The sequence below is a fragment of the Glaciihabitans tibetensis genome (assembly GCF_003003265.1).
In the GTDB taxonomy this organism is placed as follows: Bacteria; Actinomycetota; Actinomycetes; order Actinomycetales; family Microbacteriaceae; genus Glaciihabitans; species Glaciihabitans tibetensis.
The window spans coordinates 405,517-429,953 of the sequence record NZ_PVTL01000003.1 but is presented as its reverse complement, the minus strand read 5'-3'; the positions used below and the strand labels follow the sequence as shown (position 1 = coordinate 429,953).

Sequence of the window (24,437 nt, the reverse complement as noted above, 5' to 3'; positions counted from 1 at the left end):
CGGTGCTGGCGACGGCTGGCCCGCGTCGGGCCCAGCTCACACGGCGATGAGCAGCAGCACTATCGCGATCAGCGGCAGAGTGCCCTGGGTAAGCGCGGAGCGCAGGCGGCCGGGACCCGCCGTGGTCAGGACGACGGCGGCGAGCACCATTGAGCCGAGGCCGAAAAACATCAGCGCCGCGCCAGCGTCGCGCGGGCCCGCGAAGAAAAGCGCGATCCCGACAGCGGTGCCAATCGCGAGAAAGAGATTGTAGAACCCCTGGTTGTACGCCAGCACACGCGTTGTCTCCGCCTCGGACTGGCTGGCGAGCCCGAATCGCTTCCAGATCGCGGGCCTGGTCCACCAGGCGCTTTCCATAACGAAGATGTAGACGTGGAGGAGGGCGGCGAGGGCGGCAACCACCGCGGCGAAAATGCTCATGCCTCGAGCCTAGATGCGGTGCGGCCTGCCGCTGATGACGGTCGTTCGCTGCTGGCCTGCTCGGACTACTTGCCCCAGCCGCTCGGCTTATCGGTGGGGTTGCCAATACACGGCGAGTACACCGTCATCTTGAGGGTGGTGCCGCCGTTGCCGTCGTCTCCTCGGCTGACCGAAAGCCCGAAGTCTTCTGGGCTACGGAGAGTCTGCACGTAGGTGCTTTCTGGGTCTTGTTCCTCCCCGAGATCTTCCTCGAGGCTGCTAGCGCGATCCCACCCCTCAGCGACATAGGTCTCGCGGATATCGTCGATGAGGGCGATCTCATCGGTACCGTCCACGAGGTAGTAGCGCACGATGTTCGTGTACTGGCTTGTGGTGTCGCTGCAGCTCATTCGGTGGCGGTCGGTCTCGAGGTCAACGACCGTGGGCTCGACCTTGACGATCACGGACTCGGGGACGAACTCTTCTGCGGCGTCAGCAACGACTTGCTCCGCAGCATCCACAACAACCTGATAGTCCTCGGAAGTCGCACCGCTCTGCGGCAGCTGCGGATCGTCAGCCGGGGCCGCGATGAACCCAACGCACGACGTGAGGGTGAGGGTGAGCGTAACGGCGCTGGCGAGCAGCACGAGGGGCAGTTTTCTCATGAGTACCTAGAGTCCAGTCAGGTCGGGTGGCATTGTTCCACCCTGTTCGCGGGCATGGTGACGAGCGCGTCGCCACCAGGGCAGACGAATCGCGCCAACGACGGCGGCGGCGATGCTCGCGAGGATCAGCAGCACACCGACAGCGACGAGGGCGATGAGCTCCACCAAGTTGGAGGCGGCGAGGATTGAAGACAGAATGCCGAGCCCGCAGAGTGTGCCGACCGCAGCGATCCCGAACATGATCCACGGGTTGTTGGTGCGCATCACCATCGCATTGCCGAAGGCGAGATCCGCGGGGCGCAGCGGCTCGCGGCCGACCACTCGAATGATTTCTTCCATCCGCACCAGTTCCTGGATGCGCTCGGCATCCCAGGGACTGAACCGTTCGAGGCGAAACCATCCGCGCCCGCGTGCGGGGTCGTTGTAGAGAAAGACGCCAGCATCCTTTGTCTGGGACGGGTTGAGCGGGCGCAGGAATTCCATTGCGTCGGAACCCAGCGTGTTTGCCGTGCGGTGATGGATTACCGTTACGAACTGGGCCACCTCGGGAACGCCCGCGGCATTGTGCGACTGGAAGATCCGCACGGTATTGAGTTCCGGCTCTATTCCGGACCCGTACACATCCGACGGTTTCTGACTATTACTCATTGCTCAATGTACCAGCTGGATCGGGAATTCGCCGAGGATCACCGTGTCACCGGGGGCGACCGGGGCTGGGCTCCCGACATCCACCAGCACCTCAGTGTCGCCAGCGCCGCCAACGCCGCCAGCGCCGAGCACGCGCACGCGCACACCGTTTGTCGAGTGCAGGTCGGACACCCGCACTTCACCATCGACCACGGTGAGTGCGGCGTGCGTTTTGGACACCGACCGTTCCGGGTCGTGCACTCGGAGAAGGGTTGCCGCCTCCCACCCTGCCAGCGCCGCGGGAGCGCGCCCGATCAGGACCGATCCAACGAGCGGATGCCGGGTGCCGTCCGGCAGCACGAGTGCGACGCCCCGCGGCTCCTGGGCGGACTCGGGCCTTGGTTCGGGCGCAGCATGCCCACGCGACCCTGGCGCCAGCGCGGGCGGCTCCGGCGCGGGATGCTCCGGCGCGGGCTGCTCCGGCGCAGGCGCAGGCGGCTCGGCCGTCTCCAGCGCGGGTGCCTGTGGCGCAGCCGAAGTAGCGGGCGCGAGGAACGCAAGCGGGGGCGGGAGGGGAAGACCGGCGGGTGGGTTCGGGACGGGCAGTGCGGGCGGGGCGGAGGCGCCGCCGGGCACCGCGGCACCGACTGGCGGCGCTGCACCGACGCCCGGCGGCGGCCCGATGAGGTCCCGCGCGGGTGGCGGGTTCGACTCTTCCGGCGCCGGCTCGGATCCGGGGCTCAGTCCCGGCGGCAGCTTGATGAGCGGGCGGATACCGTCGTTCTCGCTCACGGCTTCTCCTTCGACTTCGCTGACGCCGCCGAGCGCGCGACCCGGGCGGCCCAGGCACGCGCGGCGCTGACCCGGAACCGGCTCGCAAACCGTCGCGAGCGTCCCACAGCCGCGCGGGCGATCGCGACGGAGGCCAGCGCTTCCGTCCAGACCCGCTCCGTCTCCTCCGGTGACACATCGCGACCGCCGAATACGGCATCGTCGGTGTGGGCGGCAAGAACGGTGAGGCCCGTCGTCTCGGTGACACCCCGGTCGAGCACCTGGTCCTGAAGTCCCGCAGCAACGTGGCGTCGGGTGGTGCGCTGGGGAACGTCGAACCCAAGCTCCGAATACTGGTCAAGCGCCTCGTCCCACGCTCCGGCAGCAGCGAGATCGCCCGCGCCCGCGTTGCGGCGGCGCCGCAGGCGGCGCTTCTTCAGCGCGCCGATGACCAGGAGCGGGATGAGCAGCAGCACGATCGGGATCGCCAGCACGATGCCGGCGATATACACCCAGGTCGGAAGCACGAACGGCGTCTTTTCCTCATCGTCACTGTCGTCGATCTCTACGGCGGTGACGAGGTCGTCGGGCTCGCTGTCTGTGCGCGGCGGCTGTCTCACCTGCGGCTGCGGTTCAGTTTTTGGCTTGGGAACCTGGTCCTGCGGGACATCCGTTTCATCAGGGGTTGGGAAGAACGGCAGCCAGCCCACGCCGTCAAAGGCAACCTCGATCCAGGCGGTGACGTCGTCGCCGGTCACCGAAACCTGACCGCCGCCGACGGCCTCGGGGGCGAAGCCCATCACGACCCGCACCGGGTAATTGAGGCTGCGCGCCATCAGGGCGAACAGGGACGCGTATTGCTCCTCGTCGCCGACCATGGTCGGAAGGGTGACCATGTCGAACATGCGGTCGGCGCCGTGTCCGGCACGCGAGGGCGCCTGGTCGGATGCGGTTCCGTGACTGAGGTAGCCGGTGGTGATCATCCACTGCTCGAGCGCCTGAAGTTTCGCGTACGGAGTGCTTGCCGTATTGGCGATTTCCGCGGCCTTGGCGATCACCGGGTCGGGAATACGACTGACCGCGGACGGTGCGATTGCAGCGACGGGGACATCGGCCAGCGCCTCCGCTGCGGGAAGATCCTGCTGGAGCGCGCCGATCGAGTAACTGTCCCCGGAGGCCAGGCCGCTGGTGAGCACTGCGGTGCCGGTGGCTTCGTTGTAGCGCACGTCTTCGTCTGCGGCGCCCTGCGCTTGCGACAGCGTGATCGCCTCTGCGTAGCCAGTGCTGGGGATCCACACATCGTCGTATCCCGCGATCGTGACGTCGAGGCTGCTTTCGGTGTTCGAGGTGACGAGGGGCGGCTCGGGGATGGTGCGTCCGACGAGGCGGAACTGCCCGGAACTGTCGGAAGACTCCGCGGCGCCGGCAACGCCCCAGCTGACACCGTCATAGGTGTCCATCGTGGCGAGACGGATTCGTTCGCCCGTCTGCAGTCCGGTAACCGTCATCAGGGTCGTGTCGACGTAGTCCTTGGTGTATTCGCGGAACCCAGCGAGTGGGCTGGGGTAGACGAGTTGCTCGAAAGGCGGATCGATGTTTTCCCGGAGCACGAACCGGTCTTCCTCCGGAGGCACCACCAGGTTTCCCACCAGCGTGCCGACAACCGCAGCCGACACCACAACCGCGGCCGTACCGACCACTTTGCGCCGCAGCATCTGGCGGCCTCCCGCGATGGCCACCTGGGCAGAGTCGCGTCGGCGCCAGCCCAGCCAGATGAGCGCGATGCAGGCGAACGTGACGCCACGCACGGCGGCGAAGTAAGCCTCATCGGTGCCGAGCAGTACGCCCGCGGTGTACAGCAGGGTGGGACCGATGAGGAGAAGGCCCGACCGCCAGGGCGTGCGCGTGCGGTTCGGAAGCCAGCGGGTGGCAAGCGTGATGCTCACGACGGCAACCAGCCAGCCGGCGAGGTACGGCACGGCGGTCACGTAATCGGGCAGGCTGACGGGAGCCCGGAGCGTCAGGATGTCGGCCCAGCCGAAGACGGCCCCGATGGTGAGGCTCGCGAGGGTGTCCGGGGTGGGCAGAAATCCGAAGAGCGCATCGCGCGGGAGGGCAAAGACGGATCCGAGCACGAAGTATGCACCGATGGCGACCGCGATCGTCGGCAGGGTGCCCAAGCGGAAGCGCTGGGCGGCGAGGGCGGCAAGCGTGCCGACCACAAGGCCCCCGAGGCCCGCGAGGAGATAGTCGATCGAGTCGAAGGCACTCCCGAGGCCGACCATTGCAATGGTTGCGAGGGTCAGCAGGGTCGCGACATCTACCCAGGTCGTTGTAGACAGGCGCGGCAGGGGTGATCGCAGGGCGCTCACGAGGCTCTCCTCACCAGGCGCGGCAGGTCGGTGAGGGCACCGACCGTTGCGACGCGGAGGCTGTTGATCGAGGTCAGCTGGGGGGCGGCACCGAACTCGGCGCGGAATCCGACGGTGACGGTGTCCAGTCCGAACAGGCGTTCGACGGCGCGGAAGTCGCCGATCGGCAACCGCGAACCAGACACCACCATCACCACGCTGGGGCTCGGCAGGCGGAGCGTCGCGGTGCGCGCAAACTCCCGGGTCGTGCGGTACGGGCTCGATACGGGCTCGAGGCGGCAGCTCTCGTCCAGCAACGATGTCACGGTACGGGTGCGCAGCTCGACGCGTTCGCTGACCACGGCGACCTTGGTGCCGTCGCGCATCACCTGCACACCGAGTGACGCAAGAACAGACACGGCGAGTTCGAACTCATCCTCGGACTCATAGTGCGCCTTATCCGCGACGAACACGATGATGAGCTGCGAGCGACGGGTCTCCTCGAACTGGCGCACCATCAACTGGCCGGTGCGTGCCGAGGTGCGCCAGTGCACATAACGGCGGTCGTCGCCGGGCTGGTACGCGCGCAGGGCGTGGAACGAAATGTCATTGTTTGTGATGGTTTTGGTGACCTCACCCTCGAGGTCGCGCACCAACCCCGCAGCGGACGGAGCCAGCGGCGTCGTTACCGGGTGCACAAACAGCTCGATGGGCTCGGCCCACTTCACGGTGCGGCGCAGCAGACCGAGCTCGTCGCCTCGAACAGACACCGCCGGTCCCGCCACGATGACGGCGCGGCGCGTGGTGGGCACGGCGAACAGTTCCACGTGCTCCTCGCGCGGCTCGAGCGCCGGGATCACAAAGTCCGCAACACCGGCCCCCACGGGCAGTTCCATCCGGGAGGCGCTGGAGCGCCGCGGGCGAATGTTTCTGACCAGCAGCCGACCAAGGGCGCGCTCCCCCGCGACCACTCGGCGCGGGCTCAGTTCGATCTCGACCGTGTACGCGGATCGGCCGAAGATAAAGCCGGTGGCGACGATCATTCCCGCGACCAGGGTGATCGCGAGGTAAACGAATTCCTGCCATCCGAGCAGGTACCCGGTCACGGCGATCGCCACGGCGGAACCAAGCACGATCCAGCCGAGGGGGCTGATGACCGCGAGCAGGGGTCGAATCGCCGTCCAGGCGCGCCGCGGTGGCAGTGCGGCCACCTGAAGCAGGGTCTTCGTCGTGACCCCGGCCCGCGACATCCCGCTGCCTAATTTGCCCCGGGCGCGGCGCAACCGCACCGACCGCGCCGGGACCTGCTCGGTCACGCTGCTCATGCCGCGCGGTACGCCGGCGGTTCGACATCCAGGAGGATGCGCTGGATGATGTCCTCCGCGGTCACGCCGGCGAAGTCCGACTCCGGGTCGACGATCACGCGGTGGGCGAGCACGGGCACGGCGAGGTCCCGCACGTCGTCGGGGGTGACAAAGGTACGACCGGACGCGATCGCCCAAGTCTTCGTGGCGCGCGCCAGGGCCATCGCTCCCCGCATGCTCACGCCGAGCTGAACATCCTTGTGGGTGCGGGTGGCGGTCACGAGGCGGCTGACGTAGTCCATCACCGATTCGTCGGCGTACACCTGCGAGGCGAGCTGCGCCATCGTGGTGACCGAGTCTGACGCGATGATCGGAGACACTTTGGACGCGCGGGCCCGGTTCGCCGAGTCCATCAGCAGCACCACGGCGGTCTTGTGGTCGGGGTAGCCGAGGGAGGTCTTGAACAGGAAGCGGTCAAGCTGCGCCTCGGGCAGGGTGTAGGTTCCGGCCTGCTCGACCGGGTTCTGGGTCGCGATCACCATAAACGGGCTGCCGACCGAGTGCCCCACACCATCGACGGTGACCACGCCCTCCTCCATGACCTCGAGCAGCGCGCTCTGGGTCTTCGGGCTCGCCCGGTTGATCTCGTCGGCCAGCACGATCGACGCGAAGATCGGTCCCTGGTGGAACTCGAAGATGCCCTTGCCCTGGTCGTAGATCGTGACGCCGGTGACGTCGGACGGGAGCAGGTCGGGGGTGAACTGAATGCGCGAGTTCGTTCCGTCTAGCGTGTTCGCCAGCGCCTTCGCGAGAACCGTCTTTCCCGTGCCAGGAAAGTCCTCGAGCAGCACGTGGCCGTCGGACAGCATCGCGGTAAGCACGAGCCGGATGACGTGGCTCTTACCGAGGATCGCCTTGTCGACGTTGCCAACGAGTTTCTCGAACGCGTCAGCGAACCAGGTCGCCTGTTCCTGGGTTACGGGCATGCTGTGTCCTTCGTGGTGTGTGCGGAAAAAGGGTGAATCAGGTGGATGTCGGGAGCGCGCAGCGAGCGCGCTACCCCATCGCATTCCACTGCGCGCCGGTAATTTCATCGGACCAGAGCACGCCGCCCGGGCCCGTGAGGCGCAGTTGGATCGATGCGTCATTGCGGATGCCGAGCGAGTTTCTGATGATCAACGAACCACTGGGGGCCAGCATCGCGTATGAACTCTCGGTCAATCCAGCGTGAGCACCGTTGATGAAGGTCGTAATCGCGTAGTACCCGGGCACGTAGTTTTGGTAGGTGACGCCGACCGAACGGCAGCACGGAGCGTCCGGGGATACCCCGCCCTTGTAAATAGTTGCCGAGGCGACAGCAACCGGGTCGACATCGACAGGGGAGGCCGAGTTGGACGTGGTCACTCCACCGATGACTCCGTTGGCAACCGCGCGAACTCCGAAGGACGTTGCCTGACCGAACTCGCCGGCGTGGGTGTGACTGGTCGCCCCACCCATGTTCGTCCAGCCGCCACCGTTGATCGAGATCTCGTATTGCGGGGAGGCACCGTCGGAACGGGCCGCGCCCCACGTCAGCTGCACGTTCCTGTCACCCTTTGCGCCAGCCGTGGCGGTGGCGCCGGCAGGTGCACCCGGCGTCGGCGTCTGCGATGCGGACGAGCCACTCGGCGCCCCAGCCAGGCCCGTCGGACCGAATGCCGTCACCGTGAAGGTGTGGGCGGTACCGACCGGAACCGTCGTCGACGCCGTGCGGGTTGTACCCGAAACTTCGCCGCTCGTGCCGTTCGCGAGAGTCCACACGTACCTGGACACCCCGCGGCCGTTACCGTTCGCCTCGCCCCAGCTCATCGAGAGGCTGCCACTGCCGTTGGACGACCCGGTGAGCGTTACCGACGGCGGCGCCCCGGGGGCTCCGAACGGACGCGCGACCGCGCTGGGGTCGGAAATGGTGCTCTCGCCGAGCACGTTGCGCGTCTTCACCCGGAAGGTGTAGCTCGAACCATTGGCCAGTCCGGTCGCGGTGAACTGCGACGCGCCGCTCGGCAGGGTGGCTACGCCACTCTCCCACGTGATCGTGTAGCCGAGGATGGGCTCCCCGTTCGTGGCGGGTGTGGTCCAGGAGACGGTGACCTCCTGGTCTCCCTCTGAGCGGATGACGGGTGCCGGGGCGATCTGGCTCGGTACATCCCGCACCGTCACCAGAAAGCGCCCCTGTACCGTGCGAGTGGCATCTCCCGTGGCGTCCTCGACCGTGTACACGATGCTGACGACACCGATGAAGGAGGCATCCGGCACAACGTTGACGGTGCCATCCGCGGTGAACGAGACGGAGGCGGACGTCTCGGCGGCGTTGTCCACCCGCGCGTCGGTCAGCACGAGCGGCTCGCCATCCTGCGCGAACGGGTTGAAGTCGTTCGCGAGCACGTTGAGGCTCGTCGCCTTCGTGCGCTGGCCCTTCAACTCGTCGATGGTGGCCTGGGCGAGGGGTCTGGTCGACGGAACCGTGTGCACGGTCACCGTCGCCGGAACCACAAAGTCGCGGTAGGTGATCGTGAGCTGCAGCGTCGTTGTCGCGCCGGGGTTCACGTCGCGCGGCGCGGACACGGTCAGTTGCGAGCCGCTGAGCGACGCAACGATCCCCGCGCTCGCGCCGGAGAGATCGCCGTAGCGGAACTCGGGCAGCAGCGCACGGTTCTGGTGCGAGGTCGAGTCCTGCAGGTTGACGGTGAGCGCCTCCTCGCCGGCCTCGATGGACAGGTCAAGGGCGGTGAAGGTCGGCGCGGTGTCCTCGAAGTTGGGGTCACCGACCGTGACCGGCAGGGTGAGCAGCACGGTATTGCCGTTGAGGTCGTCGGCGGATGATCCGTCGGTCACTTCAAAGGCGATATCAGTCTGTCCGCGGAAGTCCGTCGCGGCGGAGAAGCGCAGCGTGTTGTTGTCTACAAACAGCGGCGAACCGTCACTGTAGTTCGCGCTGACCTTGGCGGTGTCCGTCAAGATCGCCGGCCGTCCAGAGGGAACCACGAGGATGTCGGCAAGGTCCCACTCCATCTCACCGTTCATCTCGATGATCTGCTGGTCGAGGTCGGGGCGCAGGTACGGCGGGGGCGAGTAGCTTGCGCTGACTTCAGGGGGCACAACGATGAAGGCGGTCGCCGTCAGGGTCGGGTCGAGCGGGTCGGTGACGCGGTAGGCCACGGCGATGCGGGTCTCCCCCGGTGCGACGGTAACCCGGCCGGTCGCCTGGTCGACGCTCGCGACCGACGCGTTCGGTCCTTCGACCGAGAGGAGCAGGTCGGAGTCGAGCCCGTTGGGGTTGTTGATCAGCTCGCGAATGTCGACGGCGACGGACTCCGCGTCCACGACGTCATCGACGGGAACGTAGTAGTCAATTGCCGAGGGGTACAGCGTCGCGGCATCCTTCGTCACCTTCACGGAAATGAACGCGTAGTCGACCCCGCCCTCGCCGTTGCCGATCTGGTAGCGCAGGCTGAAAGCGCCCTCGGTTTCGGGGGCCTCGATGATGACCTTGCTTCCGTCGGTGCGGGCGACGATCCCCTCGTCCACCTCCACGAGATCCTCGACCAGGCTCAGGGCGAACCCGTTGGGGTCGGAGTCGTTGAGCAGCGGCTCGACCGAGACCGTTTTGCCGGGCTTCACTTCGACGGCATCGTCGACCGCGTTTGGCGGGGAGGTTGTGTCGGCCCGCGGGATGACACCGACCGTGATGACTCCGATCGCGCGAGCACCGTAGGTGTCCTGCACCTCGTAGCTGAATGTGTCAGTGCCCGCCGAGCCCGCGTATGCCTCGTAGATGAAGTGGTCACTCGCGCTGGTGACGATGCGTCCCTTTTCCGGACGCACGGTGTAGCCGGTGAGCACCACCGAGTCGCCGTTCGGGTCGATACTGTCGAGCGGCACATCGATGCGCACGGTCGCGCCGGCGAAGGTGCGGGCGGTCTGCGGCGTCGGAACCGGGGGCTGGTTTGTGTCGAGATCCAGCGGGGTGACGACGAACGTGACGGTTGCGGTGGCGCTTTCGCCGAACTGGTCCTGCACGCGGTACACGGCTCGGTACTCGCCCGCTTCCTTGGGTGCCTGGTAGCGAACTTCGGCCCCGCTGGTGAAGAGCAGGCCGGTGCCCGCGGCCGAGACATCCGCAAATTCGGGCGTGAGAAGGAGCTGCGCCTGGTCGGGGTGGAAGTCATTGGCGAGCACGGGAACGCTCACGAAGTCGCCGGCGCGCACACTCACCCGGTCGTCGACGGCCACGGGCGGCTGGCGGTTGACGATCGGCGGCACCGGAACGATGGTGACGCCGGCGGTTGCCGTGCGGACCCCGTCGGAGATGGTGTAGCTAAACTGGGTCTGTTCGGTGAGAGCGGATGATGCGCTCACCCGCACGATCGTGTTGTTCAGAACCTCGACCGACACGGCCGCATTGGTGGTGGAAATGTCCACAGACTGCACCGCGAGCACACTGCCGTCCGGGGACACGTCGTTGTTCAGCACCTCGACGCTGGTGGCCTCACCCTGTCGCAAAAAGGCGATGTCTTTGACGGCGACCGGCGGAAGCGGCTCGCCGAGGTCCTCGCGGAACTCGACCCGGATCAGCCCGATCGAGGTATTCGCGCCCGCGCCGAGGGAGTACTTCAGGTAGATCGTGCCGACGTCGGCCGAGCTCACGGCGACCGTGCCCCGGTCGAGGTTCGGGCTGACCGTCGCGTTGGCCGGGACTTCCTCGACGCCGAGCAGCGTGAGCTGCGCGCCGGACGGAGAGAGGTCGTTCTTCAGCGGCTCGACGACAACGGTGTCACCGGCGAAGGCTTGTGCATAGTCGGGGGTGCCAACGGGGCTGAGGCCTCCCGCAGCGACGACCTCGACGACGAGTTCGCCGGTGCCGGACAGAGCTCCATCGGAGACCACAAACGGCACGCTCTTCTGGCCGAGCTCGCCGCCCCGGTGCTGGAAGGTCACAAAGCCGTCGGGTGTGAAGCGCACCTCGTCGCCGCTGGCGGCGGTGGCGCCGTCGAGGAAGATGTCGTCGCCGTCGGGGTCGGTCCAGTCGGAGAGCACGTTGTAGCCGATGGACTGCCCCGACTCGACCTTCGCCGTCGCCCCCCGTTTCTGCTCGGGCGGCCGGTTCGTCTCGAGGGGAACGATGTTGATGTTGACGCTGGCCTCGGCGACGCCGCCCGGCCGGCCATCACTGACGGTGTAGCGGAACGAGGTGCCACCGACGGTGCTCGCCGCGGGCGTGAACTGCAGCGCGCGACCGCCGTCGATCGCGTCGAGCTTGCCCACGCTTTCGTCGAGAGCCGTGAACTTGGTGATGACGAGCACGTCGCCGTCCGGGTCCGTGTCGTTGTCGAGCACCGGCAGGATCGTGGTGCGGTTCGGGCGCACGCCGAACTCGTCGTCGCGGGCCACCGGCGGTCGGTTCTGGTCGGTGCGCTCGGCGAGGGTGTCCTCGAAGGACTGCTCGGCGGACTTCTCGTCGCCCTCCTCGGTGTCCTCCTGCTCGGGAGGAGTCACTTCCTCCCAGTTGTCGACCAGGCGAAGCGCTTCCTTTACGATCCAGGCGTTGCCGTTGTTGACGTTGTTAAGGGCAATCACGTTCTTATTGACGCGAAAAACGAGTTCGGCGCCAACCGTGGGCTGCTCGATTGTGATCGGGTTCGGTGTGTCGCCGTCGCAGGCCTGGAGGTATCGCTGCTCCCCGGCCCACGCGCCGTGCGCACAACCGTCGAGCCAGACCGGCGCGGTTACCGCGGCGGGACCCACCACCGGAACGATGTCGGCCACTACCTCGGTCACCTCGCCACCGTCGAGGGGCACCTGAAGCAGGCCGGTTGCGCCGGCCACCAACGCGTAAGAGTTCTCCAGCGACGGCTGCTGCAGTTTGAGGCCATCGCTACCGAGATCCACCGTCTCGCCGTCGGCGAAGATCACCGTGTCGGCTTCGTCGTCGAGGATGACGGCCGTGTCTCCCACCGCCGAGAGCTGATGCGATTCCGGCACACTCAGGCTGGTCTCGACCGGGTCGTTGCCCCACCCGTCGATCGTGTAGAGCACGCCGTCGTCTGGCGAGGTCGCGAAGATCGTGCCATCCGCGGTGACCGTCGCGTGACCACCCTCGCCGAGCTCCAGGTCGGGATCAACGGTGGTCGGGTTGAAGTTGAGTTCGTTCGCGACATCCACGATCCACAGGTTGCCGGAGGCGGGATCCACGACGGACAGGGTGGTTCCGCCCAGGATGACCTCGGAGTCGAGCGGAATTTCGGCGCGCTCCAGCAGCGTGGTATAGGCCGGGTCGATGCGTTCGAGGGTGCTCTGGGTGCGGTCGTGCAGGAAGATCTGGTCGCCGTTTTGCAAGACATCGATGTTGTCCGTCGCCGTTTGGACGGACGCGTCGAGCTCTTCGATCTGGCGGTTCAGGCGCCCGGCGAGGAACGCGGGTCCATTGGTGACCCACACGCTCTGCACCTCGAGCTCGACATCGGTGATCGGGAAGCCCTCGTGGAGGACGGCAAACGTGATCGGGACGCCGGCCAGAACGGCGATGATCGTCGCCGATGACACTGTTTTGCGCCACCCTGGACGTGAGCTTAGAAACCCCACCTGGTGCACCCCGCCCGAGTTCTAGCTCTTCATCAAGTTGAAGAATATTTGTCAGCTGTCACAAACGTAACAGACCGTTCCAGTCCTCGATATAGGGCCACCCACTCCGAGCGTGGTTACTCCGGGTTGCAGCTTTCGAGGGGCACACCCGAAGTGCGACCGGCGCGCAGCACGTACACCGTGACGCAGACGCGTGCCCCCGCGCTCGGACGGGCGACGGTGACCGTCGGCTCGGTCGTGGGAGTGAGCTTGCCCGGTTGTTCCGCGAGCGCCCAGGTGTAACGGTCACCGTCTTCCGGCTCGGGATTGGACCAGGTGAAGGTGACCGACTCGTCGTCCACGCTGGCCACCGCGGACACGATCGTCGGAGTGGGAACCGCGCCGCCCACAATTGCGCTTCCTCCGCCGTTGGTTGCCTCCGCGCTCGGACGGGACTCCTCGCGAACGGAGCCGCCTGCCACGACAAGGGAGGTGATGACACCGGCTGCCACAACCGCCGCCACCAGGCCGGCAACGATGCCCAGCCGGCGGCGCGAGCGCCCGCTGGCGCCGTCGATTGCGCGGTCCGTTGATGCGACCGCCCCGGGTACGGCGGGGTCGGTGGGCTGCGCGGGCGCAGCGTGGACGCCCTCGACACTGGTGCGTTGGCGGCGCGGACGGACGACCGTGTCGTTGTCGACGTCGCCGTCGGCAGCACCGGCAGACCACGGGGTGGCCGGAGCCGTCATCGCCGAACGCACGATTGTGCCCTCTTCCGCGAGGGATGCAGGTGAAGACGCGGGCGGCTCGCCGATCACGGTGAAGGAGCGCGCACGCGTCTCGTCCTCCGAGCCGGGCGCCGGAGAGCCGGGCGCCGGAGTGCCGGGCGCCGGTGTGCCGGGCGCCGGATCTCGCGGAGGTTGCGCCGCGATGGTGGACACCGATCTGACCCGGGTCTCATCTTCACCGCCAGCGTCGGCGTGATCGTCGCGGTCGCGCACGACCAGGTTGGGAACCTCAATGGAGGTCGGCGAGTATCCGAGCTCGAGCTCAATGCGCTGAAGCGCCCGTGCGAATTCGATCGCGGAAGCGTACCGCTCGTCGCGGCGGGTGGCCATACCCTTCTGCAACACGGCCGACAGGGAGCGCGGCACCTCGTCACGCCCGATCGGGGTGATCACACCCCGCTCGATGCGGCCGACAAGATCGAGCGTTCCGTTCGAACGCCCCGGGATCTCGAAGGGTGTGCGACCGGCCAACAGGGTATGAATCGTGGCGGCGAGCGAGAATACGTCGGAGCGCACATCGGGCCGGGGAACATCCTCGAACATCTCTGGCGGCGACCACGGCACACTCATCCCAACGGACTGGCTCGCGGTCGATCCACCGCTGTCCTGTAGCTGACCCGCGTCGCCGAGAGCCTGCATGGGCAACTCGTCGACGGCGGACGAGATCCCGAAGTCGGTCAGCGCCGGCCAACCGAAGTCGTTGGTGAGCACGTTGGCGGGTTTGATGTCGCGGTGCAGGATCCCCGCGGCGTGCGCGGTCGCGATCGCACCCGACAACCGCACGCCCGTGCGGAGGGCGTCGGCGACGGAGAAGGTCTCTTTTTTGTACAACTCCGACAGGCTGGGACCAGAGCAGTACTCCATAACAAAGTACGGCCGGTCATCGGCGGCGACGTCGGCGTGAAAGATGGTGACGATGTAGGGATGCGCGGACAGCTGCGCCATCACGTTCGCCTCGTCGACGAACGCCTCTCGCGCCGCGGTGTTGAGACTGTCCGTGAGCAGCACCTTCACCGCTACGCGCCGCCGCGGCAGCTGCTGCTCGTAGAGAAACACGTCCGAAAATCCACCGGTGCCCAGCAGACGGCGAAACTCGAGGCCCGGAATCGTCGGGGCCTCAGACGGCGCGCGCCTCATGCCTGTTCCGCCACGGTCACCGTGATTCCGCCGCCGAGGTCAACCACGGTGTCGACGAGCACCGCGGTCGGCTCGCCCTGGCGCAGCTTCTGAGGTGCCTTTCCCGGCAGAATGACGGATGTCCCGTTGCGCGAGTGCAGGTCGGTGACCACCACCGTGTCCCCCTCTATAGCAAACTCCGCATGACTGCGGGAGATGTCCTGGTCGCCGGGGATCGTCACCAGGCGTGGCACCCGCCCGCTGGACACCTTGCTCACGCTCGGCGCGCGGCCCACGATGATCGTCTCGGTGAGGGGCTCGCGTGCTCCGGTGGAGAGAACGAGAACGAGATCACGCCCCCTGGGCACGCGCGGTGCGCTGTCTCCCCCGCGCCGGCGCGAACGCATACCAGCAAGGTCGCCGCTCATGATCGTTTCACCGTCGTGGTCGCCTTCCCGCGGCGGTAGCTCCTGGCCGCCGACGCCCACGTCCTCAAGGGTGCGCACCATGGTTTCCTCGGAAACGGCATCATTCTCGACTGGCGATGACTCGGGCTCCGGCGCTGGGGCTGGCACTGGCACTGGCGCTGGCACTGGCACTGGCGCTGGCGCTGGCTCGATAGTGGGCATCGCCTCGGTCGGCGGCAGCTCCTCAATCAGAGGTGCCTTCGCGACAGGCGATGCTTTCTCGACAGGTGGCAGCGATCTGCTCGCCGACGCCACCCCCATCGCAAAGGCCGAGGCCCAGGCGGCACCGGATGCCAGCGGCAATGCGCTGGCCGTGGATCCGCCCAGCGCGGACATCCCGACCCGGACACCCCGGGCGCCCGGGATGACCCGCTCTACCCAGGTAGAGACGACACCCCCGTCGACATTCTCACTGCCGGATGTCGTCTCGACGACAACGTCACTGATCCCCCGCACGAGCAGCTGCAACGTCTGGTTCTCGCCCCAACTCGCAAGCACAAACGACGGCACGTCCCGAAGCCCCGTGGCGGTGAGTAGGTCGAGAACGGCCCTCGTCGCCCCGGTGGACTCGACGGCGGCGAAGAGATCGCTGACGACATCCGCCATCGCACCCGACGTCGGCGCCGAAAGATCGATCATCAATGCGGTGTCGGCGGCCGCGAGAACAAGCCAGCTCTCGCCCGGGGTACTGCCGTCAGACTGACCCGCCTGCGGGGCGAGCACGGGGGCCGGAAGATAGTGAATCATGATGAGCCTGTCCCTGGTTGCGGCTAGAGCCGAGGTCGAGTGTCGTCGTGGATAGCGGAAGCACCGGCGCGCTCGCTGGTTCGGTCGTCTGGCGACGCACCCGTCACTTCGCAGTTCAGCACCACGGCGGTGATGTTGTCGCCACCGCCGGCGATGTTCGCGGCGTCGACGAGCGCGTCAGCAACCGAGAGTTGCGTGCCGCCCACTCCGTACTCGGCGAGGACGCGCGCGATGTCCTCGTCTTCGAGGTCCCGGGTGAGGCCGTCCGAACAGATGAGAAATGACTGGGGTCCGTCAGCCGGGAGGAGCCAAATATCTGCCTCAACGCTGTCCTCGGCGCCCACCGCACGAGTGATGATGTTGCGATTCGGATGCCGTCGCGCTCCGTCATTGGTGAGCTCGCCAGCATCCACCATCTCCTGCACGGCCGAGTGGTCCACACTCAGCTGCACCAGGCTGCGGCCGTCCCAGCTGTAAATACGGGAATCTCCGACGTTGAACACCATCCAGTGGAGTCCGGTCACGTCGTCCCGCCCCACCAGGCAGACGCCGGCAAGGGTCGATCCAGACATCAGTCGGCGGCCGTGCTCGTCGCCGAGCGCCCGAACGGCGTCGTTCGCAGAGGAGAGGGCCTCGACCACGGCGGCGGACGTGGGGATCGAACCCTTCGGAAGCAGGCCGTCGAGCGTTGCGATGATGGCCTGGCTCGCCCGGTCGCCGCGCTCGTGCCCGCCCATGCCGTCCGCGACGACAAATAACGGGCTTCGCGCGAGGTAGCTGTCCTCGTTCACCCGGCGCACCATACCCACGACGCTCTGGGCCGAGGCACTCAAGCGCGCCTCACCGTTGGCAACCAGCACAACGCTCGTTGTCTGCATGTGGTCCCCCGGAACGATTGGCGCGCGGCTCGACCCGCCGCGCGTCTCAACGGTACCAAGTCGGCGCGAGACCGTGAGCCGTTGTCGTGTTAGCACCCGCGGGAGTCAGTCCCGGAGCTCGCGGTCGTCGACGGTGCGGTCGAGGGTCGCGTTGGCGTCGGCCGCCGCCGAGCGCTTGGCGTCTGAACGGATCTTCACGAGGCTCGCCACGACCGCGACGGCCATCGACAGCACGATGACCGCGAGCGAGGTGAGGGTACTGATCTCGGGCGCCCACTCGACGTGCTCGCCGCCGTTGATGAAGAAGACCTCGTTCTCGTGAAGCGCATGGAAAAACAACTTCACTCCGATAAACGCGAGGATGAAGGCGATGCCGTACTTCAGGTACACCAAACGGTCGATGAGGTCGCCAAGAAGGAAGTACAGCTGGCGCAGCCCCATCAGCGCGAACACGTTTGCGCAGAAGACGATGAAGGCGCTCTGCGTGATGCCGAAGATTGCGGGGATCGAGTCGAGGGCGAACACAAGGTCGGTGGTGCCGAGCGCGACAAACACGATGACGATCGGCGTCAGCACTTTTCTGCCATCGACCACGGTGCGAATCTTCGCGCCGTCGTAGTCGTCAGTGATCGCGACGTGCCTGCGCAGGAACTTGATGAGCCGGCTTTCAGACTCCATCTCGTCGTCGTGATTTCCGAAGGCCTGGTTGATTGCCGTGTAGAGCAAAAACGCTCCGAAGAGATAGAAGATCCAGCTGAACGTTTCGATCAGTTGCGCACCGAGGAGGATGAATATCCCACGAAAGATAAGGGCGAGGATGATGCCCACCATCAGCACTTCCTGCTGATACTTTCGCGGCACCTTGAAGCGCGCCATGATGATGACGAACACGAACAGGTTGTCGACAGACAGGCTGTATTCGGTCAGCCACCCGGCAATGAACTGCCCGGCGTGTTCGCTGCCGCCGACGAAGAACATGATCACCGCGAAGATCAGCGCCAGTCCTACGTAGAAGCCGACCCACAAGGATGATTCCCGGGTCGAGGGAACGTGCGGGCGACGGTAGGCCAGGATCAGGTCGATGACGATGATCGCGGTGAGCACGGCAATCGAGGTGATTTCGAACGCGAGCGGCAGCGGAAGCTCCATGGGGTCCTTCGGGCAGAAATGGATGCAGTGGGCCAGAACGTCGCGCCATTACAAACAAGACTGGAGACTCCAGTATGAAACTCCCCGGCCGCCAAGACAGCCCGTGCCGCGAAATTGCCCGGTAGCTACTCCTGGGTAGCGTCTTCGGATTCCTGGCGAATCTTCATGACCCATTCGTACAGGTCGCCCTCACCGCAGGCGCCCTGCCCCTCGAGGTACATCGCCTGTTCGGCAAGACCATAGCGGAGCACATGAGACGGATCAGTGGTGGATGTCGCGACGATCACCTTGTACGGTCCCACGTCGTTCCTCGCTTCCGTCGTGAAGCCCATTCCTTCCCACAGCTGCGCGACCGCGGCAAGGCTTTCCTCGCCCGCGGTGTCGTTCGAGTATCGTGTGCCCGTGAAGGTCACCCCCTCGGTGCTGTTCAGGGTGCAGCCCATGGGGCTGGAGTCGTCGGAGTTGTCCCATTCCCCGCCGACCAGCGCCTGCGCCGCGTCGAGTTGGGCATAGAGGTCGGTTCGTGCCTGCGCTGGATCGATCATTTCTGTCTCCTGGGAAGAGGTCGGCGACGTCTCGGGCGTTGTCTGGCCGGAACAACTGGTCAGCGTTACCAGAACGACGACCGCGACCGCCATGCTGAGCTTTGTTGCTAGGTGTTGGTGCATGGTGCGCTCTCTAATTGGGTGGAACGGGCCGAGGGGTGCGCACCGGGGTTGGAGGCTCAGGAACGGAAACCAAATCCGGGCGGTCGATTGTGATTGCTGCCATATTGTGCAGCGACGCGGTGTCTTTCACCAGATAGCCGGAGTGTCCGGACGCGTCAATCACATACTCGCGTGTTTTCGTGCGTGGGTTGTACCAGGATCCGCCCTCGGCATCCAGCGGCTGTGAATCGGGATCAAGGAATGGGGACGGTCGTCCACCCAGCAACTGCCCGACGCGCGCCCACGGGTCGTCCCAGATCTGGGTTTGATACCAGCCATCGGTGAGAACCGGGTTCGACCCGATCACTTCTCCGGCGGAACCATAGGTCACCAGGGTGTCGACTCCCCGGTCTCTTGACAGGGCAAGCATCGCGGTTGTGGAACCGTAGGAGTGGGCAATTACTCCCAGGCGTCCGTTCGGATTGTGGAGATCCCGCTGCGCCTGGGTTCCCGCGATCGAGGCGTCGAGCTTCGCCGCGCCGTTATACGCTTCGATTTCAGAGCTGACCGTCAGCGGGTTCGGGGTGTCGTACCCGATCCACGCGACCACCGCGACTTCCTTCTTGGCGTCAGCTTTGTCCATTCCTCCGGCGATAAGAAGTTGAACCTGCTTGGCATAGAAGGTATTGGAATCGTCGGTCCAGCCGCTCATGTTGTCGGCAGTGGTGTCCATACCGGGCACGTTGTAAGAGGCATATTCCGCGTTGTCGAGGTCACCCAGAACAATAGAGCCGAGGATCTTGTCACTGGTGTCGAGTGAGTGAATGGTACGCGGTGGCTTCGCGCCGAGTCCGTCACCGACGGCCGTTTGGATGCCGCGGAGCGTTACGAGGCGACTCTCGTAGTAGTCGGAATCACGGTTGCCGCCGTTGGCGAAAAGCCTCTCAGCCTCCTCGATCTCCGCGGTGAGAACAAGCTGGTTGGCGATCCCGCGGTCCCACGAAGACGCGCCCTCCAGGTTTCCCACAACGCGAGGATTTTCCCTTGCCACCTCGGTGCCACCGGCGCCGAGCGCCAGCCAGAGTGCGGCGACCTCCGCGGCGTTGTCAGGATTGCCGTCCTCCAGCAGATTGACGGCAGAAGAGTGACTGTTCAGGAACAGGGCAGCTTCGGTTGGCGACATGGTCGCCAGCAGAGCAAACAATTCCTCCTGGGTAATGGACGAATCCATTGTGATGGCGCCGAATGGACCCGTGGCAGAACCCCCGAGCAGCGCGTCAGCGCATGCCTGGTCGGCCGCAGCCCTGTCGGCGACCAACGCCTCCAGTGCCGCCCGCGCCGCGGCAATTGTTTCTCGGCCTTCTTCGACGTAACCGTCCAGCAGCACAGCGCGCCGCCAGTCGTCCTCGTCGTACGTTCCGGCGGGCGCCCCGACGGGGGCTTCGTACTCGCGCGGGGTGTACTGGCCAATACCGTCGATGGCCGCGCGCTGGGCGCGCGAATCCGCCACATCGCTCGTCGCCTGGTTGTACACCGCTGCTTGCGCCTCGGCCTCTATTTTGATTCGATCGACCTCGGCGGCATAGGTCGTCAGAGCCGACGCGTGCGCCTCGTACGACGCCCGCAGGGTGGTCAGGTCGGGAACCAGGGCAAGTGTGGCATTGAGATTGGTGTCGGCCGCGAGCCCGGTCCAGTGGGCGGACAGGTCTGAGGAAATGCTCCTCACGCTCGCGATCGCCGTATCGATACTCTTCACGAGTGCGGTTCGCGACGCCGCGATGGCCCGCAGATTGTCGACGTCGCCGGCGCCAGGATCGGGAACCTCAAAGACGAGGCTCCAGCTCGAGGTCGACGGCGGGAATGGGTCCCAGCTCATAGGTCCCCCGCGGATCGGGCAAGGCTCGCCTCGAGCGCCTCGACTTCGACGCTGGTTGTCCCTGCATGCACACTGAGGGCGGTCGCGTTGCCCGCAGCGATCGCCGCCCGCGAATCCTGCACGGAAACGAGGTAATTGCCCGCGGATGCCACGATCTCCGAACCACACGAACTGTGATCCACCGCGGCACCGTCTTCGGGTGACACCAGAGCGGCGAGCGTGGTGAAGCTCGCGCGCAAAGAGTCGAGGTAATCCCCCGATATCTGCAAATCCGCCACTGTGCCCCCTCAGACCGTTTGGTCTACCCTACCGTCCGCTGAGGAAAGTTCGAGTAAACAGGTGGGATTGGTGCCCGCGCGGTGATATTTGTGCGCCGACCAAACAGCTAATGTGATCCATGTCCATCAGCAATGGACCGGGATCGGGAGAGGACGGCGATGGAGCACACGCGCACCACGTCAGGTCTCCCTACACTCGGGCGGCGTCTCGTCACGGCGGGCAACAAGCTCGTCACGGCGTCCCCCGCACTTCTCGCCCTCGTCGTTATCCTGATGGTCGTCCTGCTTTTCGCCGGACTGCTCAGTCTTCCCATCTCAGCCGCGAACGGCGAATCCACCCCACCGTACGACGCGATATTCACCGCCGCGTCCGCCGTAACCGTGACCGGGCTCACCACCGTGAACACGGCAGAACACTGGTCGTTCTTCGGCCAGGTTGTCATTCTCCTGGGCATCCAGATCGGCGGCCTCGGCATTGTGACGATCGCCCTTTTGCTCTCGCGTGCGGTGACCAGGCACCTCGGCGTGCGCGGTCGGATTCTCGCGCAGCAAGGCATCGGCACCACCCGCCTCGGCGAGGTGCAATCGCTGCTGCGGATCGTCATCGTCACCTCGCTCGCCCTGGAGCTCGCTCTCGCGGTCATCCTCGTGCCGCGCTTCATCATCGTCGAAGAGTCGTTTCTGACGGGACTCTGGCACGGAATCTTCTACGCCATCTCCGCCTTCAACAACGCCGGCTTTGTCGTCCACCCCGACGGTCTGCTCGGATTCGAGGGGGACTTGTGGATCCTCGTGCCGATCATGGTCGGGGTCTTCATCGGCAGCTTCGGCTTCCCCATCTTCCTCGTGCTGATGGTGGTGAAATGGCAGTGGCGCAGGTGGACCCTGCACACCAAACTGACGCTCAGCACGACGACCATCCTCCTCGTCGCCGGCGCAGCGCTCTGGGGCCTGCTCGAATGGTCGAACGTGAAGACCATCGGTGACATGAGCGTCGCCGACAAGCTCTTCCACGCCCTGTTCGCCTCCACGATGATGCGCTCCGGCGGCTTCTCCCTGGTAGACCCGTCTGACTCGAACGCGATCACCCTGCTCGCGACCGACGCGCTGATGTTCGTTGGGGGTGGATCGGCCTCCACCGCGGGAGGAATCAAGGTGACCACCATCGCGGTGCTCTTTCTCGCCATTCTCGCTGAGGCCAAGGGTGACAAGCACCTGATGATCTTCGGACGAAACATCCCAGAAGACGCCCTCCGCGTGGCCATCAGTGTGACGTTCCTCGGAGCCACCCTGGTGCTCGGCGCGACCGGCCTCATCATGCTCGTCAGCGACGCGCCGCTCGACCGCATCCTGTTCGAGGTGATCTCCGGCTTCGCCACCTGCGGACTCAGCGTGGGGTTGAGCGAAGAGCTGCCCCCCGCGGGCAAGTACGTGCTCGCGGCGCTGATGTTCGCCGGACGGGTGGGTCCGATCGGACTGGCATCCGCCCTCGCAATCCGCCGGCGCAACCTGCTCTTCCGTTATCCGGAGGAACGCCCGATCATCGGCTGACCATCACCCGGTGTCACCCCAAGTCGCCGCTGTCTCGTCGGCGGTCACATCGCGCCGAGCGCCACCAGCGCATTCTGGATCGAGGGGGCCACCCGCGCCGAGTACGCACTCGTCATGTGCACGGTGTCGTACTTGGTCGGAAGGGTCCCGGCGAACGCGGGGCACAGCCCGTTCGCGCAGCTGAAGCCGAGCGACGAGATGAACCGGTCACCACTGGCCGCCGCCGCCGCACTGGTCGCCTCGGCGAATTCGTTCCATGTCTTGCCCACCGGCGCATTGCAGCTCTGCGGACTCAGCAGGGGCGAGTAGCACGTGCTGAGCTCCATGCCGAGCGGCGGTGGCGCGAGGTACACGATTTTGCCGGCGGCGTTGTACTTCGCGGCCTCCGCTGACGTCGATGTGACGATGGATGCCACGGACAAAGATCCGCCCTGTGCGCTGTTTCCCAGCGCGTAGGCGTTCGCTACCACGACCAGTTGCGGCGCGTCAGCGCCGATGCGTTCGGCGATGTCCTGCTTACGCTGCGGGCACGCCTCGGTCACGCCCGCGCCATCGTTCTGGATCTGCACCTCCGTGAAGCGGCAGCCATAAAGACCGATCGTCGTGATTTTCCACTGGCCACCGCTCGACTCGGCGATGGTTTTGAACGCCGGCGCGTACGAGAGCGCCTCGGAGTCCCCCACGAGGTACATGTGGTTCGGCGCGTCGCCACTGCCCCAGGTGCAGCGATCAAAGCTCGGGGTGTCACCGATGTCGAAGCAGGCACGCGCGGGGTTGTTGCTCGACGTCGAACGGATCGCGTCGTCGAGCGACGGAGAAAGATTTGTGGGCCAGGCGGATGCCGCGACCGCAGCGGCGAGATCGGCCTGTAGCGCGAGCTCCAGGTTTTGACTGGCGGCCGGGTCCACAGCGGGTTCCGTCATCGGCGTGAACCCGCGGGGCGACACCCCGACCACGAAGGCGATGACGGTGGCGACGACGATCAGCCCCGTCAGCGACAGGATGAACTGTGAGCCGAACGTGTCGCGCCAGGCCTGCCAGTCGACCGTGCGGTCGCCGGGGCGATCGCGGTAGGACCGCAGCCACGGCGACCGGTGCAGCGGCTGCTCGATGAGCGAGTACATCAGGATTGAGACGACCAGGATCGCACCCAGCACCATCAGGGTGCCGACGAGGTCCCGATCGGGCATGAGCAGGAAGAGGAACACCGAGATCGGAAAATGCCAGAGATAGAGCGAGTATGAAATGTTGCCGACGTAGACGCTCACGGGATTGGTGAGCAGAACCAGCGACCGTTGAGGGCCGCCGATGCCCGCGGCGATGACCAGCAGGGTAGCGGCCACCGGGATTGCCGCGGTCGGTCCGGGAAACGGGAGGCTCGTGTCGATCAGCACAATCGCGGCGACGATGCCCGCCAGGCCGATCCAGGCAACCACCGCGCGCAGCGCCGCCGGCCAGCGCAGAAACAGCGGTGCCGCCACCGCGAGGAGCGCGCCCGCTCCGAGTTCCCAGGCCCGGGTGAACGTCGAGAAATACGCGATCGTGGGGCTGGCGGCCGTTTCAAGCAGCGCGTGCCAGAAGGACGCGGCCACGATGACAGCCATGACCACACCGACGAAGAGCCGCGGCACGCTTCGTTTGCGAGGGGAGGTGCGGAACAGTGCCGTCGCGATGGCGAGGCCGGCGATCAGGATCCAGGGCCAGAGCAGGTAAAACTGTTCCTCTACCGCGAGGGACCAGTAGTGCTGCAGCGGCGAGGCCGAGCCCGCGGTGGTGAAGTAGTCGGTACCCGAATCGGCGAAGTGCCAATTGGCAGCGAAGAAGAAGGCGTAGCCCGCGTCCCAGAAGGTCGACAGGGCGGTCGCCTTGTTGAAGAGGAAGTTCGCCGCTACGGCGGTCGCCGCCAGCACCGCGACAGCACTCGGGAGGATGCGACGGATGCGGCGCGCGTAAAACCGCGACATCGAGACCCGTCCGGTCACCTCGTACTCACGGAGCAGCAGGTCGGTGATCAGGAAGCCGGACAGGACAAAAAAGATGTCCACCCCGACGAAACCGCCCGTCGGGGTGCGCAGCACGTGCTCGAGCACAACAGCCACCACGGCGATCGCCCGCAGGCCCTGAAGATCGGGACGAAACCGGGGCGGGGTGCTCGTAGGGGGTGCGATCTCGTCAGAAGCGAGGTCGCGCGCGACGACGGATACCACTGGCCCCCCAAAGTGT

The 24,437-nt window shown here is 66.0% G+C and carries 17 protein-coding genes; 1 reads left to right on the top strand and 16 read right to left on the bottom strand.

Going from position 1 to position 24,437, the window contains the following annotated elements; all coding sequences use genetic code 11:
* Positions 1-36: 36 nt before the first annotated feature.
* The 15 genes from B0I08_RS08015 to B0I08_RS07945 all read right to left on the bottom strand — a co-directional run bounded on the left by B0I08_RS08015 (position 37) and on the right by B0I08_RS07945 (position 20,663).
* On the bottom strand, positions 37-420 hold the full coding sequence (locus B0I08_RS08015) for a DUF1304 domain-containing protein (protein WP_106211552.1): 384 nt from the start codon (positions 418-420) through the stop codon (positions 37-39).
* Positions 421-485: 65 nt separating this feature from the next.
* Entirely contained in the window at positions 486-1,064 is a 579-nt protein-coding gene (locus B0I08_RS08010) for a hypothetical protein (protein ID WP_146134355.1), read from the bottom strand.
* 6 nt (positions 1,065-1,070) lie between these two features.
* Positions 1,071-1,712 (bottom strand): hypothetical protein, encoded by a 642-nt coding sequence (locus B0I08_RS08005; RefSeq protein ID WP_146134354.1) that lies wholly within the window; start codon positions 1,710-1,712, stop codon positions 1,071-1,073.
* Between the two features lie 3 nt (positions 1,713-1,715).
* Positions 1,716-2,483, bottom strand: a complete 768-nt coding sequence (locus B0I08_RS08000) for an FHA domain-containing protein (protein ID WP_106211546.1) — start codon at positions 2,481-2,483, stop codon at positions 1,716-1,718.
* Positions 2,480-4,834, bottom strand: a complete 2,355-nt coding sequence (locus tag B0I08_RS07995) for a transglutaminase TgpA family protein (protein ID WP_106211544.1) — start codon at positions 4,832-4,834, stop codon at positions 2,480-2,482. The genes B0I08_RS08000 and B0I08_RS07995 overlap by 4 nt, the downstream gene beginning before the upstream one ends.
* Positions 4,831-6,129: a DUF58 domain-containing protein gene (locus tag B0I08_RS07990; protein WP_181243322.1), complete on the bottom strand. Its 1,299-nt coding sequence runs from the start codon at positions 6,127-6,129 to the stop codon at positions 4,831-4,833. Before B0I08_RS07990 ends, B0I08_RS07995 begins: the two co-directional genes overlap by 4 nt.
* A gap of 5 nt (positions 6,130-6,134) precedes the next feature.
* Positions 6,135-7,103: an AAA family ATPase gene (locus B0I08_RS07985; RefSeq protein WP_106211540.1), complete on the bottom strand. Its 969-nt coding sequence runs from the start codon at positions 7,101-7,103 to the stop codon at positions 6,135-6,137.
* 70 nt (positions 7,104-7,173) lie between these two features.
* Positions 7,174-12,699: an Ig-like domain-containing protein gene (locus B0I08_RS07980; RefSeq protein WP_106211538.1), complete on the bottom strand. Its 5,526-nt coding sequence runs from the start codon at positions 12,697-12,699 to the stop codon at positions 7,174-7,176.
* 155 nt (positions 12,700-12,854) lie between these two features.
* Entirely contained in the window at positions 12,855-14,642 is a 1,788-nt protein-coding gene (locus B0I08_RS07975; RefSeq protein ID WP_106211536.1) for a serine/threonine-protein kinase, read from the bottom strand.
* Positions 14,639-15,835 carry an FHA domain-containing protein gene (locus B0I08_RS07970; protein WP_106211534.1) on the bottom strand — a complete coding sequence of 399 codons (1,197 nt, stop codon included), beginning with the start codon at positions 15,833-15,835 and terminating at the stop codon, positions 14,639-14,641. Before B0I08_RS07970 ends, B0I08_RS07975 begins: the two co-directional genes overlap by 4 nt.
* Before the next feature lie 23 nt (positions 15,836-15,858).
* On the bottom strand, positions 15,859-16,713 hold the full coding sequence (locus tag B0I08_RS07965) for a PP2C family protein-serine/threonine phosphatase (protein WP_106211532.1): 855 nt from the start codon (positions 16,711-16,713) through the stop codon (positions 15,859-15,861).
* Between the two features lie 105 nt (positions 16,714-16,818).
* Positions 16,819-17,862 carry a TerC family protein gene (locus B0I08_RS07960; RefSeq protein WP_106211531.1) on the bottom strand — a complete coding sequence of 348 codons (1,044 nt, stop codon included), beginning with the start codon at positions 17,860-17,862 and terminating at the stop codon, positions 16,819-16,821.
* Between the two features lie 125 nt (positions 17,863-17,987).
* Positions 17,988-18,530: a hypothetical protein gene (locus tag B0I08_RS07955; RefSeq protein ID WP_146134353.1), complete on the bottom strand. Its 543-nt coding sequence runs from the start codon at positions 18,528-18,530 to the stop codon at positions 17,988-17,990.
* A 10-nt stretch (positions 18,531-18,540) separates the two neighbouring features.
* Entirely contained in the window at positions 18,541-20,385 is a 1,845-nt protein-coding gene (locus tag B0I08_RS07950; protein WP_106211527.1) for an alpha/beta hydrolase, read from the bottom strand.
* Complete coding sequence (locus B0I08_RS07945; RefSeq protein ID WP_106211525.1) at positions 20,382-20,663, bottom strand: hypothetical protein; 282 nt, start codon at positions 20,661-20,663, stop codon at positions 20,382-20,384. Before B0I08_RS07945 ends, B0I08_RS07950 begins: the two co-directional genes overlap by 4 nt.
* A 159-nt stretch (positions 20,664-20,822) precedes the next feature.
* On the opposite strand from B0I08_RS07945, the gene B0I08_RS07940 reads away from it, so the two are divergent.
* Positions 20,823-22,214 (top strand): TrkH family potassium uptake protein, encoded by a 1,392-nt coding sequence (locus tag B0I08_RS07940; RefSeq protein ID WP_106211523.1) that lies wholly within the window; start codon positions 20,823-20,825, stop codon positions 22,212-22,214.
* 44 nt (positions 22,215-22,258) lie between these two features.
* Here B0I08_RS07940 and B0I08_RS07935 read toward each other — a convergent pair whose 3' ends face one another.
* Positions 22,259-24,421: an acyltransferase family protein gene (locus B0I08_RS07935; protein WP_106211521.1), complete on the bottom strand. Its 2,163-nt coding sequence runs from the start codon at positions 24,419-24,421 to the stop codon at positions 22,259-22,261.
* Positions 24,422-24,437: the final 16 nt, after the last annotated feature.